This is a genomic window from Pseudarthrobacter sp. CC4 (genome assembly GCF_048957775.1).
Classification (GTDB): Bacteria; Actinomycetota; Actinomycetes; order Actinomycetales; family Micrococcaceae; genus Arthrobacter.
Window position 1 is genome coordinate 264,237 of sequence record NZ_JARCCZ010000003.1, and the last position, 14,163, is coordinate 278,399.

The 14,163-nt window shown below is 65.6% G+C and carries 9 protein-coding genes; 8 read left to right on the forward strand and 1 reads right to left on the reverse strand.

Annotation, left to right across the window (positions count from 1 at the left end):
* Positions 1-46: 46 nt before the first annotated feature.
* Positions 47-1,120 (reverse strand): hypothetical protein, encoded by a 1,074-nt coding sequence (locus PV768_RS04000; protein WP_421092329.1) that lies wholly within the window; start codon positions 1,118-1,120, stop codon positions 47-49.
* Positions 1,121-1,385: 265 nt separating this feature from the next.
* Here PV768_RS04000 and ilvD point away from each other — a divergent pair, with 265 nt between their 5' ends.
* The 8 genes from ilvD to metG all read left to right on the forward strand — a co-directional run bounded on the left by ilvD (position 1,386) and on the right by metG (position 14,102).
* The gene (ilvD, locus tag PV768_RS04005) at positions 1,386-3,104 is read left to right on the forward strand and encodes a dihydroxy-acid dehydratase (RefSeq protein ID WP_421092330.1); all 1,719 of its coding nucleotides are present in this window, start codon (positions 1,386-1,388) and stop codon (positions 3,102-3,104) included.
* Between the two features lie 384 nt (positions 3,105-3,488).
* Complete coding sequence (locus PV768_RS04010; RefSeq protein ID WP_157241875.1) at positions 3,489-5,393, forward strand: acetolactate synthase large subunit; 1,905 nt, start codon at positions 3,489-3,491, stop codon at positions 5,391-5,393.
* 2 nt (positions 5,394-5,395) lie between these two features.
* Positions 5,396-5,908: an acetolactate synthase small subunit gene (gene ilvN / locus PV768_RS04015; protein ID WP_009356538.1), complete on the forward strand. Its 513-nt coding sequence runs from the start codon at positions 5,396-5,398 to the stop codon at positions 5,906-5,908.
* A 90-nt stretch (positions 5,909-5,998) separates the two neighbouring features.
* Entirely contained in the window at positions 5,999-7,024 is a 1,026-nt protein-coding gene (gene ilvC, locus PV768_RS04020) for a ketol-acid reductoisomerase (RefSeq protein WP_321213825.1), read from the forward strand.
* A 127-nt stretch (positions 7,025-7,151) separates the two neighbouring features.
* Positions 7,152-8,741, forward strand: coding sequence for a phosphoglycerate dehydrogenase (gene serA / locus PV768_RS04025; protein ID WP_321213824.1), 1,590 nt, complete (start codon positions 7,152-7,154; stop codon positions 8,739-8,741).
* Positions 8,742-8,957: 216 nt separating this feature from the next.
* Entirely contained in the window at positions 8,958-11,753 is a 2,796-nt protein-coding gene (locus tag PV768_RS04030) for an ABC transporter permease (protein ID WP_421092331.1), read from the forward strand.
* Positions 11,750-12,505: an ABC transporter ATP-binding protein gene (locus tag PV768_RS04035; RefSeq protein WP_157241878.1), complete on the forward strand. Its 756-nt coding sequence runs from the start codon at positions 11,750-11,752 to the stop codon at positions 12,503-12,505. Before PV768_RS04030 ends, PV768_RS04035 begins: the two co-directional genes overlap by 4 nt.
* Before the next feature lie 34 nt (positions 12,506-12,539).
* The gene (metG, locus tag PV768_RS04040) at positions 12,540-14,102 is read left to right on the forward strand and encodes a methionine--tRNA ligase (protein ID WP_321213822.1); all 1,563 of its coding nucleotides are present in this window, start codon (positions 12,540-12,542) and stop codon (positions 14,100-14,102) included.
* Positions 14,103-14,163: the final 61 nt, after the last annotated feature.

Genomic DNA, 14,163 nt, shown 5'->3' on the forward strand with positions numbered 1-14,163 from the left:
GGCAGCAGTGAAACCGATGGTGGTGCCGTAGGTGCCGGCGCGGGCCTTACTCGAGCCGCCTCCGGCGGGGAACCCGGAAGCCCGCGGCCTCGGCATGGGCGGCCGACTCAAACCAGACCTCAGCCCGCGCCTGGTCATATTCGGGATGCCCCTCCTCGTAATAGACCATGGTTCCGGCGTCACCCTTGACCGTGTAGCCGGCCGGTCCGCTGCCATCCGCTCCCGCGGCCGCTGAGCCCGCCCCGTAGGGTTCATCCGCCGCCAGGTGTCCTGCGGGTTCCGTCGCTGCTGCGGCCTGGGGCTGCCGGGCGTGGTCGGCTCCGTTTTCAGTCACGGCGGAAGACTGGGTGCGGTCCGCCGTTTCTGCCGCGGGAGCGCTGTCGGGAACGACGGCAGCTGTCGGCGTTGCGGGCGCGCCGCCACCGGCGGGCTGGCCGGCGGCAGAGGCACTCGCAGCACTACTCTCAGCACCACTTGCAGTGCCGTTTTCAGTACCGGCACCCGCCGGCGTGGAAGCCCGGCCCGCCGGACCGGCGTCGTCCAGGTCCTCCACCGCCGCCGTCTCGGCGCCCGGGAGGGTGGGGGCGTGCGGCTCCGTGTATTCAGGGTGATGGACCGGCCGGGATGCCGGCGCCGGTTCTGCCGGCTGGTCCGCGGGAGCCGGGGAAGGAGCCGCCATGGACGCGCCACCGGTCCCGGCCGGGCTTTCCTGCAGAGGACTTTCCTGCGGCCCGCGGTGCGATGCTCCGCCGGCTGCAACGACGGAGGAGCCCGAGGCCTCGGACCATTTGGTTTCCCACTCGTCCCCGTCCTGGCGGCGGCGCTCGTCCTGGCCGGGTACTGGCGGGACTGCAGCCGGTGCCGCCGTATCTGCGGGTTCCTCTGCGGTGGTCGGCGCTGCAGGTTCGGCGGGACGGCCGAAACCTGCTGCGCCGGGAAGGCCGGTGGTGCCGGCTGCTTCAGCAGAGGCAGCGGCGCTTCCGCCCGAGAGCGCTCCGTCGGCGCGCGTGCGCCCGGCGCCGGACTCCCCGGACGGCTTGGATGCACTGTTGCGGTTCAGCAACCACCACACAACGCCGATGATGACAATGATCAGGATGATCCAGAAAACGAAATCCATGGCAGGCCCTTCAGTCCGGATGGCAAGGTGTCTTTTCCTGACGCTACGTCCGGCGGCCACGACTGTCCAGATTGACGGCAGTGGCTGTTGCGCGGCGCGGGGCTGGAAGACGCCCGTGAGCCAGCGCCCGGCGGGACGGGCCCCGAACGATTCGTCTCACTATGCGGGATGGCAGTCCATGATCCGGCATCGAATTTCAGGCTTTTGGTATTGAGGGGCATGAACCTGTCGTTCCGGTGTGGAGCCGAGCCCTAGACTTTCCCCTATGAGTGACGCCCAGATCGCAACCGAGAACAAGCCTGACATCAAACCCCGGAGCCGGGTCGTAACGGACGGAATCCACGCGGCGCCCGCCCGCGGCATGTTCCGGGCGGTCGGTATGGGTGATGACGACTTCGCCAAGCCCCAGGTCGGCGTCGCCAGTTCCTGGAACGAAATCACTCCCTGCAACCTCTCCCTGAACCGGCTTGCGCAAGGCGCCAAGGAAGGCGTTCACGCCGGCGGCGGGTTCCCCATGCAGTTCGGCACCATTTCGGTTTCCGACGGCATCTCCATGGGCCATGAGGGCATGCACTTCTCCCTGGTGTCACGCGAAGTCATTGCCGACTCCGTGGAGACCGTTATGCAGGCGGAGCGGATTGACGGTTCGGTCCTGCTGGCCGGCTGCGACAAGTCCCTCCCCGGCATGCTGATGGCAGCTGCCCGCCTGGACCTGTCCAGCGTCTTCCTTTACGCCGGTTCCATCATGCCGGGCTGGGTCAAGCTTGAGGACGGCTCCGAGAAGGAAGTCACCCTCATCGATGCATTCGAGGCCGTTGGTGCCTGCGCCGCGGGCAAGATGAGCATGGAGGACCTGACCCGCATCGAAAAGGCCATCTGCCCCGGCGAAGGTGCCTGCGGCGGGATGTACACGGCCAACACCATGGCCTGCATCGGCGAGGCCCTGGGCATGTCCCTGCCCGGCTCGGCCGCCCCGCCCTCGGCAGACCGCCGTCGTGATGAATTCGCCCGCAAGTCAGGCGAGGCAGTGGTCAACCTGCTCCGCCAGGGCATCACTGCGCGCGACATCATGACCAAGAAAGCGTTCGAGAACGCCATCGCCGTCACCATGGCCTTCGGCGGCTCCACCAACGCAGTGCTGCACCTCCTGGCGATCGCCCGCGAGGCCGAAGTTGGGCTGACGCTGGATGACTTCAACCGCATCGGCGACAAGATCCCCCACCTGGGCGACCTCAAACCGTTCGGCCGCTACGTCATGACCGACGTGGACAGGATCGGCGGCGTGCCGGTGATCATGAAGGCACTGCTCGACGCCGGCCTGCTGCACGGCGACTGCCTCACCGTCACCGGCAAGACCGTGGCCGAGAATCTCGACGCCATCAACCCGCCGGATGTGGACGGCAAGATCCTGCGCGCGCTGGACAACCCCATCCACAAGACCGGCGGCATCACCATCCTGCACGGCACCATGGCGCCCGAGGGCGCAGTGGTGAAGAGCGCAGGCTTCGATGCCGATGTCTTTGAAGGCACCGCCCGCGTCTTCGAGCGTGAACAGGGAGCCCTGGACGCCCTGGACAACGGCCGGATCCACGCCGGGGACGTCGTCGTTATCCGCTACGAAGGCCCCAAGGGCGGTCCGGGCATGCGCGAGATGCTCGCCATCACGGGCGCCATCAAGGGCGCAGGCCTGGGCAAGGACGTCCTGCTCCTTACCGACGGCCGGTTCTCCGGCGGCACCACAGGCCTGTGCATCGGCCACGTGGCCCCGGAAGCGGTCGACGGCGGCCCCATCGCCTTCGTGAAGGACGGTGACCGTATCCGCGTGGACATCGCAGCCCGCAGCTTCGACCTGCTGGTCGACGAGGCCGAGCTCGAAGCCCGCAAGGTGGGCTGGGAGCCGCTCCCGGCCAGGTACACCAAGGGCGTGCTCGCCAAGTACGCCAAGCTGGTGCACAGTGCCAGCACAGGCGCATACTGCGGCTGATGCCTGCCCCTTGCATGAGGCGCTGAGCGCCTCATGCAAGGGGCCCCTCGGCATCACCCTTGTTAAGCCCTTCCGGGCCAGGGTGATTGGCTGTAGGTTTTGATCCTTCCGCTGGAGGATCAATAAGTGGACAATGGGGTCCACATGGTGAGATCGTGGCACGGCTCGTTGACACGCATCTCGCCCAGAGGGAAAACTGAACGCATGACTTTCGTTACCAGCTGCGCTGTTGCAGAAGCAGTCGTCGTCCTTAGCAAGCGCGTGGCCCACTAGCCCCGGCAACGAACTGTCACGCGCGAACCCCTCGAAGAGCCGCCAGGCTGAGGGGTTTTTTTATTTCCCGCAGTTTCCACGAACCACAGATGATCCACAAGGAAGAGTCCGATGAGCAAAGGATCGCCCATCAGCCCCTCGCTGATGGCCACCAAGTCCGCCGGAGCCGCCAAGGCTCCGGACCGCGCCGACCGGACGGCTGAGAACGCCGTCGTCGCCGAGCTTGCCGCCGTCTCTCCTGTCCTTGGGCCGAACAACGTCGTACCCCCGACGGTGATGACCGGCTCGCAAGCAATTGTCCGCTCGCTCGAAGAACTCGGCGTCGACGATATTTTCGGTTTGCCCGGTGGCGCGATCCTGCCCACCTACGACCCCTTGATGGCCTCCAGCATGAACCACGTGCTGGTCCGTCACGAACAGGGAGCCGGCCACGCCGCGCAAGGCTACGCCATGGTGACCGGGCGGGTGGGCGTCTGCATCGCCACCTCGGGCCCGGGCGCCACCAACCTCGTTACCGCCATCATGGATGCCCACATGGACTCCGTTCCGCTGGTGGCCATCACCGGCCAGGTGTCCAGCGGTGTGATCGGCACCGACGCGTTCCAGGAAGCCGACATCGTGGGCATCACCATGCCCATCACCAAGCACTCGTTCCTGGTGACCGACCCCAACGACATCCCGCATGTCATGGCGGAAGCGTTCCACCTCGCTTCCACCGGGCGCCCCGGTCCCGTCCTCGTGGACGTGGCCAAGGACGCCCAGGTAGGCGAGATGACCTTCTCCTGGCCGCCGCGCATCGACCTGCCCGGTTACCGCCCGGTCACCCGAGGGCACAACAAGCAGGTACGCGAGGCCGCCAAGCTGATTGCCGCGGCCAGCAAACCTGTGCTGTACGTGGGCGGCGGTGTCATCAAGGCGCACGCATCCGCTGAGCTGCTGGCACTCGCCGAGGCCACGGGAGCCCCGGTCGTCACCACGCTGATGGCCAAGGGCGCGTTCCCGGACTCACACCCGCAGCACATGGGAATGCCCGGCATGCACGGCACCGTTTCGGCGGTGACTGCCTTGCAGCAGTCGGACCTGCTGATCACCCTCGGTGCCCGGTTCGACGACCGCGTCACCGGCGTGCTGAAGACGTTCGCACCGATGGCCAAGGTCATCCACGCCGACATCGACCCGGCCGAAATCTCCAAGAACCGCACTGCGGATGTGCCGATTGTTGGTTCGGTCAAGGAGATCATTCCGGAGCTCACCGAAGCCGTGCGCACCCAGTTCGAGGCGTCGGGCACCCCGGACCTCACCACCTGGTGGGCCTTCCTCAACAACCTCAAGGAAACCTACCCGCTGGGCTGGACCGAGCCGGACGACGGCCTGACCGCCCCGCAGAAGGTCATCGAGCGGATCGGCGCCCTGACCGGTCCGGAAGGCATCTACGTGGCAGGCGTTGGCCAGCACCAGATGTGGGCAGCTCAGTTCATCAAGTACGAGCGCCCGCATGCCTGGCTCAACTCGGGCGGCGCCGGCACCATGGGCTATGCCGTGCCGGCTGCGATGGGCGCCAAGGTGGGCGAGCCGGACCGGGTGGTCTGGGCCATCGACGGCGACGGCTGCTTCCAGATGACCAACCAGGAACTGGCCACCTGCGCCATTAACAAGATCCCCATCAAGGTTGCCGTCATCAACAACTCCTCCCTGGGCATGGTGCGCCAGTGGCAGACCCTCTTCTACGAAGGCCGCTACTCGAACACCGACCTGAACACCGGCCACGACACCGTCCGCATCCCGGACTTCGTCAAGCTGGGGGAGGCGTACGGCTGCGCCTCGTTCCGCTGTGAACGCGACGAGGACATCGACGCCACCATCCAGAAGGCCCTCGAAATCAATGACCGCCCCGTAGTCATCGACTTCGTGGTGAGCCCCAACTCCATGGTGTGGCCGATGGTGCCCGCCGGCGTGAGCAACGACCAGATCCAGGTTGCCCGCAACATGACCCCGGAATGGGAAGAAGAGGACTGACCATGAGCCGCCACACACTTTCCGTCCTGGTGGAAGACAAGCCGGGCGTCCTGACCCGGGTTGCGAGCCTCTTCGCCCGGCGCGCCTTCAACATCAACTCCCTGGCCGTCGGCCCCACCGAGGTTCCGGGCATTTCCCGGATGACGGTCGTTGTCGACGCCGACGGCGACCTCATCGAGCAGGTCACCAAGCAGCTCAACAAGCTGATCAACGTCATCAAGATCGTTGAGCTGACTTCCGAATCTTCCGTACAGCGCGACCACATCCTGGTCAAGGTACGTGCGGATGCCGCAACACGCCTGCAGGTTACCCAGGCCGCAGACCTGTTCCGTGCCGCCGTCGTCGACGTGTCCACAGACTCGTTGGTGATCGAGGCAACCGGTACCCCGGAGAAGCTCGCAGCGCTGCTTTCAGTGCTGGAGCCCTTCGGCATCCGCGAAATCGTGCAGTCCGGCACCCTGGCCGTTGGACGGGGATCCCGCTCCATGAGTGACAGGGCGCTGCGCTCCGCTTAGGCCCTCAAGGTCCCGCGCGGCAGTACGCAACGCCCGTAACCGCACCACGCAAGACACCTATCTACAATCCACTCAAGAGGAGTTACGCAAGTGACTGAAATGTTCTACGACGACGACGCCGACCTGTCGATTATCCAGGGCCGCAAGGTAGCCATTGTTGGCTACGGTTCCCAGGGCCACGCCCACGCGCTTAACCTGCGCGATTCCGGCGTCGAGGTTGTCATCGCCCTGAAGGACGGCTCCAAGTCCGCACCCAAGGCCGAGGACGCAGGCTTCACGGTCAAGAACGTTGCCGACGCCGCCGAATGGGCCGACGTCATCATGATCCTGGCGCCGGACCAGCACCAGCGCTCGATCTACAACGACTCCATCAAGGACAAGCTGAAGCCCGGCAAGGCCCTTGCCTTCGCCCACGGTTTCAACATCCGCTTCGGCTACATCCAGGCTCCGGAGGGCGTTGACGTCATCCTCGTCGCCCCGAAGGCTCCGGGCCACACCGTGCGCCGCGAATTCGAAGCCGGCCGCGGCATCCCGGACATCATCGCCGTCGAACAGGACGCCACCGGTTCCGCCTGGGAGCTGGCCAAGTCCTACGCCAAGGCCATCGGCGGCACCCGCGCCGGCGTCATCAAGACCACCTTCACCGAAGAAACCGAAACGGACCTCTTCGGCGAGCAGGCCGTCCTGTGCGGCGGCGTGTCCCAGCTGGTCCAGTACGGCTTCGAAACCCTGACCGAAGCCGGCTACCAGCCGCAGATCGCCTACTTCGAGGTCCTCCACGAGCTCAAGCTCATCGTCGACCTCATGTGGGAAGGCGGCATTGCCAAGCAGCGCTGGAGCGTTTCGGACACCGCTGAGTACGGCGACTACGTCTCCGGTCCCCGCGTCATCACCCCCGAGGTGAAGGAAAACATGAAGGCCGTCCTGGCCGACATCCAGTCCGGCGCCTTCGCCAAGCGTTTCATCGAGGACCAGGACAACGGCGGCGTCGAATTCAAGGCCCTGCGTGCCAAGGCTGAGCAGCACCCCATCGAGGCTGTTGGCCGCGAACTGCGCTCCCTCTTCGCCTGGCAGCAGCAGGACGTGGACTACGTCGAAGGTTCCGCAGCCCGCTAAGGCTGGCCCAACGTGCCGTTATAAAGTCAGACTGTGAGGCCGGGTTCACACTTAACAATGTGAGCCCGGCCTTTCCGTCGGCCTAGACTTGTTTTTATCCCCCGGACTGCAACGCAGAGGATCAGCCGTGTCAAAACCCGTAGTACTGCTCGCCGAAGAACTTTCCCCCGCTACCGTCGAGGCCCTGGGCCCGGACTTCGAGATCCGCCAGACCGACGGCGCCGACCGTTCCCAGCTGCTCTCCGCCATTGGCGACGTTGACGCGATCCTGGTCCGCTCGGCAACGCAGGTGGACGCCGAGGCGATCGCCGCTGCGAAGAACCTCAAGGTCATCGCCCGTGCGGGAGTAGGCCTGGACAACGTGGACATCAAGGCAGCCACGCAGGCCGGTGTCATGGTGGTGAACGCGCCCACCTCCAACATCGTCTCGGCAGCTGAACTCACGGTGGGACACATCCTCAGCCTGGCCCGCCACATCCCGCAGGCCAGCGCCGCCCTCAAGGACGGCGAGTGGAAGCGCTCCAAGTACACGGGCATCGAACTCTTCGAAAAGAAGATCGGCATCATCGGCCTCGGCAGGATCGGCGCCCTCGTCGCTGCCCGCCTGAAGGGCTTTGACACCAAGATCCTCGCCTACGATCCGTACATCACCTCAGCCCGCGCGGCACAGCTCGGCGTCCAGCTGGTGACCCTGGATGAGCTCCTGGCCCAGGCGGACTTCATCACCATCCACATGCCCAAGACGCCGGAGACGGTGGGCATGCTGGGCGCGGACGCCTTCAAGAAGATGAAGAGCACCGCCTACGTTGTCAACGTGGCCCGCGGCGGACTGGTGGACGAGGAAGCACTCTTTACGGCCCTGCAGGACGGCGAAATCGCCGGCGCCGGCGTGGACGTCTTCTCCAAGGAGCCGAGCACCGACCTGCCGTTCTTCAAGCTGGACAACGTGGTGGTCACCCCGCACCTCGGGGCCTCCACCGACGAAGCCCAGGAAAAGGCCGGCGTTTCGGTCGCCAAGTCGGTCCGCCTCGCCCTCGCCGGTGAACTGGTGCCCGACGCCGTGAACGTGGCCGGCGGCGTCATCGCCCCCGATGTCCGCCCCGGCATCCCGCTGATCGAGAAGCTGGGCCGGATCTTCACAGCCCTGACCCATGCCTCCCTGACCCAGTTCGACGTTGAGGTTGCCGGCGAGATTTCCTCCCTCGATGTCAAGGTCCTGGAGCTGGCCGCCCTCAAGGGCATCTTCGCCGACGTCGTGACCGAGCAGGTCTCCTATGTCAACGCGCCGGTCATCGCCGAGCAGCGGGGCATCAACGTCCGCCTGATCACCACCCCGGAAACCGAGTCCTACCGGAACGTCCTGACCCTCCGCGGCGCCCTCAGCGACGGCAGCCAGATCTCGGTGGCCGGTACCCTGACCGGACCCAAGCAGATCCAGAAGCTGGTGGGCATCAACGGGTTCGAGGTGGAAATCCCGATCAGCGAACACCTGGTGGTAGTGGCCTACACCGACCGCCCGGGCGTGATCGGAACGATCGGCCATATCCTGGGCATGAACAACATCAACATCGCCGGAATGCAGGTTGCACGCTCTGACGAGGGCGGCCAGGTGCTCGCGCTCCTGACCATCGACAGCTCGGTGCCCCAGCAGGTCCTCGACGCCATCAAGGCCGGCATCGGCGCCGAAATGGTGCGTGAAGTGGACCTCGAGGACTAGTCCACGGCAGCGAAACGCCGTACCCGCCGTACCCGCTTCGGCGAGTCCCCGCAAGGCCACGTATGATTGGCCGGTCTGCTTACAATGGCTTGGTCCTGATTCAGGACCGGGGCCGGCAGGCCGGCCAATTACCTTTTGCACATCAGTCCGTAATAGTCCATGTCCGCCCCGCGCGGACTCGAATGTGCGCACGCATTCCAGGTTTCAGGGAGTTCCATGAACGCCGTCCAGAGGTTCATCAGAAGCAGGGTGCTGCTGTTGACCGCGGCCATCTTGATCGCAGCCATGTGCTTGTCGGTCCTCGTCCAAAGCCAGTCACAGGCTGCACTCAACAGGACCGTGGATGAAAATTCACGGGGACTCTATGACATCCTGGTCCAGGCCAAGGCGCCTTCCGGCGCGCTGATGCAGCCGGAGATCGCCAACGGGACCGGAGGCATCAGCTTTGAACAGCTGGAAGCCATCAAGAAGCTGACCGGAACCTCCGTGGCAGCCCCCATCAGCCTCGTCTCCCGGGTGACCCAGAACCTCGAGTCGCCCCGCCTGGAGGCCATGGACTACCTGGGCTACAACGCCGGGCTGGCCGGCACCGCAACCGCCGACCAGGCCGCCGGGGCAACCGCCCCGGACCAGTGGCCTGCCGCCGAATCCGTGCTGAGCGACGAAAGCAAGAAGTACCGCCTGACCGCCAGCGCCGTCAGCTCCGACGGTGTCTCTGAGCAGACGCTGTTCAAGTCCACTGCCGAAGGCACCCTGGGCAAGGCCAAGCTCGTTGAAGAAAAGGCCGCCGGAGGCAGCAGTATCAGGATCGCTGCACCCAAGGATGAAACGGGCATCAAGTTTCCCGCCCCGGCCGGCGGCTCCGAGCACAACCTTTTCAACCTGTCCGTATCACTGCCCCTCGCCCCTGAGGTAACCGAATCGGTGGTTGCTGTCGATCCGGCCGCAGAGCGCGCCCTCCTGGGTTCCGCCGGTGACTTCCTGGCTCCGCTGGAAAAGGCGCCGCCGGCCGACGCTCGCGACGCCGGGGCAATTGGACGCTACTTTGAGGGACTTTTCACCAACGGCATCAGCCTGGACCAGCTGAAGGAAGGACCTGACTTCCTCGGCGTCAAGCTCAAGTACTGGGCACCGCTGATGACCCAGTACCAGCAGGCCAAGCGGACCGGGCAGCTGACTGCCGACTCCCAGGCCATTCCGCTGATCGTGCGCTCCGGCACGTCGCTGGACCTCAAGTACAACGTCAAGATCGAAGAGATTGACGGCGCCGGCAAGGTCGTCAAGGACGTCGGTACCGTTTCCCGGTCCCTGGACAAGGATTACCTCCCGTTCGTCTCCAAGGACCCCTTCGTCCTTTCCTGGCCGGGCTCCACGGACCACTCATCCCTGCTTGGGAGCACCGGCAACTTCAACCAGGGCCTCTACACCCCGGCCACGTGGAGCACCGACTTTGCCGCCGCACCCAAGTACACGGACGGCGAAACGGCTGCGAACGGCGCCGTGGACAAGGCAGCAGTTCCCGGCGAATGGGTGACCGTCAACCGGCTGCCCGAGAAGAGCGCCAACGGCGCCCCTGTTGACCAGACCCAGCGCGAACCCGTGGACGAACGTTCCTACCGCGAGAACCTCGAAACGGGGTCGCAGGCAGCTGCTCCGCTGGCGATGGTCTACGGCACGTTCGACCCCTCTGCCGTTGCTGCCGCCGCCGGCGACGTCAACAAGCTGCCGCTCGGTGGCTACGACCCCACCCCGTTCACCCTGGTCAAGGACGCTGCCGGAAACGATGTCCCGGCCACGGAGCTGGAACCTTCCCTGAGCGCCACCGGCCTGGCCAGCCAGTCCGCCGGTGCCATCACCGATTACTACGGGCTTGCCGCTGCCCGGGGTTACACCGACAACGCCAGCGTGATCGACGCCGTCCGGGTCCGCGCGAAGGCGCCGGGCAGCTGGAAGCAGGCGCAGCCCGACGTCGAGAAGCTGGCGGGCGAAATTCGCGCGATGGGCCTGGAAGCCACCATTGTGGCCGGTTCCGCACGCGAGGATGCCAGCATCTTCGTTCCCGGCTACTCCAAGGACGGCGCCGGGAAGGAATCCGCCCTGGGCACCGTCCGGCAGTCCTGGGTGCGGCAGAACGCTGCCGAAGCCGTCACCGGATCCTTGTCCGGCACCAACGTCACGCTGCTCTTCCTGACGCTCTGCGGTGCAGCCCTCCTGACGGGGGCATCCACCGTCAGCTACATCCGCAAGCGAAGGAGCGAAGCCGGAACGCTCCGGGCCATGGGCTGGACCCAGCGCCGGGTGCGCCGGTGGGTGCTGGAGGAGTTCGGAGTGGGCGCCGTCCTGCTGGCCGTCGCCGGGACCGTGCTGAGCCTGGTGAGCTGGAGCCTTGCCACGGCCCTCGTGTCCGTGTCCGTCCTTGTGCTCTACGCCGCTGCGGCCTTCTTCGCAGCGCAGCAGCTGCGCCATGGCCACGTCGTGGACCAGGAGCCGCAGCATGACGAGCGGCTCATCCCGGTGGACTCGCCGCTGACTTTCGCCAACCGCCAGCTGAGCACCAACAAATTCAACACGATCTCCCTTGCCTTGGCCGTAGGCGTGTTCGGCGCTGCAGTGGGCGGCCTCATCGCCTTGCTCATTGACATTCCCCGCGCTGCCGGCGCCAGTGCCCTGAGTGGCCTGGCCGCAGCCAGTGTTGCCCTGCCCAGCATCCTCCTCGCTCTTTCGGGCGTGGCTGTCGGGCTGGTGCTCACGCTGGTCACCGGGCGGTTTGAGCTCAACGCCAAGCGCCAGTACCTCGGCATCCTCGAGGCGATGGGTTGGAACCCGGACATGCTGCGCCAGGTCCGGCTGTTCGAGAATGCCCTGGTGGGAACCCTTGCCCTGCCGCTGGGCGTGCTGGGCGCCCTGGGGATAGGCCTGCTGCTGGCGCCGTACGCTGCACTGTGGGCGGGCGTGGCAGGCCTTGTGGCTGTACTTTGCTGGATACCGATTGCAACGAAAGTGGTCCAATGACAAACCCGACGAATGTCCAGCGGAGCCGCCGGTCCGGCTCCGCGGAGGTCCCCCTGCAGACCCGCGCCAACACCATCGTCAAGGCCGCCGACCACGGGACCCCGCTGGAACTGAACGACATCACCATCCGCTACGGCGGGGGCAAGGGCGGTGCCGAAGCCGTCAGCGTGGTGGAAGGCTTCGACCTCACCCTGCACGCCGGCGAGATGCACTGCGTTGCCGGCCGCAGCGGCTCCGGCAAGACCAGCATCCTCACCGTCGGCGCGGGACTGACGCTGCCGACGTCGGGCCGTGTCTACTGGGAAGGCGATTCCCTCGAAAGCATGGGCGACGACGAAATCGCCGACCGCCGTCGTGCCTTGATCGGTTACGTCGACCAGGGCGGTGCACTGATTGACGGGATGAGCGCCCTCGAGAACGTGCTGCTGCCCGCTGTCCCTGACGGCGAAGTGGACCAGCGCCGCGACATGGCCAAGGACCTGCTGGACCTCGTGGGGCTGGGCCGCCGGATGCGGCACCGTCCTGCCCAGCTCTCCGGCGGTGAACGCCAGCGCGTCGCCATTGCCCGGGCACTGATCCTGGGCACGCGCGTCCTGGTGGTGGATGAGCCCACTGCCAGCCTCGACCGTGCCTCCGCCAACCGGATCATCAGCATCCTGAAGGACACCACGTCGGACGGAATCGCCGTCCTGGTGGCCTCGCACGACCACGAACTCGTCCGTCTCAGCGATACCCTGACCGAACTCATCTAGCCCGCCCCTCCGCACCGAAGGTAACGTCCTCTACGTGACTGCTTCAGAGAAAACGCCGTTCTACATCACCACGGCCATCACCTACCCCAACGGGGTGCCGCACATCGGCCACGCCTACGAGTACATTGCCACCGACGCAATGGCCCGCTTCAAGCGGCTGGACGGCTACGACGTGATGTTCCTGACCGGCACGGACGAGCACGGGATGAAGATCGCCCAGACGGCCGAGAAGGAAGGCATCACCCCCAAGGAACTGGTGGACCGGAATGTCGAAGCCTTCAAGGCGGCGCATGCCGCGCTGGGGATCTCGTACGACCGTTTCATCCGGACCACTGACGAGGACCACTACGCCGCGTCGCAGGCCATCTGGAAAAAGATGGAAGCCAACGGGGACATCTACCTGTCCAAGTACGAGGGCTGGTACTCCGTCCGGGACGAAGCCTTCTACGTTGAGGACGACACCGTGGTCAAGGACGACGGCGTGCGCTACTCCAAGGAGACGGACACGGAGGTGACATGGACGGCGGAGGAGAGCTACTTCTTTCGGCTGTCCGCCTACCAGGACAAGCTCCTGGCGCTCTACGAGTCACATCCGGAGTTCGGTGCCCCGCAGTACCGCTTCAACGAAGTCATCAGCTTCGTGAAGCGCGGCCTGGAGGACCTGTCGATCAGCCGCACCACGTTCGACTGGGGCGTCCCGGTTCCGGGCAACGACAAGCACGTCATGTACGTCTGGGTGGACGCCCTGACGAACTACCTCACGGGAGTTGGCTACCCCGACGTCGAATCTGAAAAGTTCCGGAAGTACTGGCCCGCCGACGTGCACATCATCGGCAAGGACATCTCACGCTTCCACGCCATCTACTGGCCCGCCTTCCTCATGAGCGCAGGCCTTGAACTGCCCAGGCGCGTCATGATCCACGGCTTCCTGCAGAACAACGGAGTGAAGATGTCCAAGTCCTTGGGCAACGTAGTGGCTCCATCCGATTTCGTGGACCAGTACGGCGTGGACCAGGTGCGGTTTTTCTTCCTCCGCGAAGTGCCGTTCGGCGCTGACGGCAGCTACAACCACGACGCCATCGTGGGGCGGATGAACGCGGACCTGGCCAACAACTTCGGCAACCTGGCCCAGCGTTCGCTGTCCATGGTCGCCAAGAACTGTGGGGGCACGGTCCCCGTTCCCGGCGCGTTCACTGCGGAGGACAACGCCATCCTGGAGCAGGCCGGCGGCCTCCTCGCCGCGGCCCGGGCAGCCTTTGATAAGCAGGAATTCAGCCGCGCCCTTGAAGCGATCTGGGGAGTCCTCGGCGACACCAACGCCTATTTCGCCGAGCAGGCGCCGTGGGTGCTGCGGAAAACCGACGTTGAGCGGATGAATACCGTGCTCTACGTGACGCTCGAGGTGCTGCGGATCGTGGCCATCCTGGCGCAGCCGGTCATGCCCGCCGCAACGGCGGCGCTTCTGCAGACGCTGGGCCAGCCCGAAGGGGAAGCCCGGCAGTTCGCGGCCATTGGCACCCCGATCGTTGCAGGGACGGAGCTGCCGGCCCCTTCGCCGGTGTTCCCGAAGTACGAAGAGCCGGCCGAGGCCAAGTAGTTCCGTATTCCGAAGATAAGTACGTCCTACTGGGGATTCCGGACAGGAAAATCCATAGCCT

What these genes read in the sequence shown, in the direction of transcription:
- PV768_RS04000 (WP_421092329.1), bottom strand. Translation starts at nt 1,120, where the DNA reads ATGGATTTCGTTTTCTGGATCATCCTGATCATTGTCATCATCGGCGTT.
- PV768_RS04030 (WP_421092331.1), top strand. Translation starts at nt 8,958, where the DNA reads ATGAACGCCGTCCAGAGGTTCATCAGAAGCAGGGTGCTGCTGTTGACC.
- ilvN (WP_009356538.1), top strand. Translation starts at nt 5,396, where the DNA reads ATGAGCCGCCACACACTTTCCGTCCTGGTGGAAGACAAGCCGGGCGTC.
- PV768_RS04010 (WP_157241875.1), top strand. Translation starts at nt 3,489, where the DNA reads ATGAGCAAAGGATCGCCCATCAGCCCCTCGCTGATGGCCACCAAGTCC.
- ilvD (WP_421092330.1), top strand. Translation starts at nt 1,386, where the DNA reads ATGAGTGACGCCCAGATCGCAACCGAGAACAAGCCTGACATCAAACCC.
- PV768_RS04035 (WP_157241878.1), top strand. Translation starts at nt 11,750, where the DNA reads ATGACAAACCCGACGAATGTCCAGCGGAGCCGCCGGTCCGGCTCCGCG.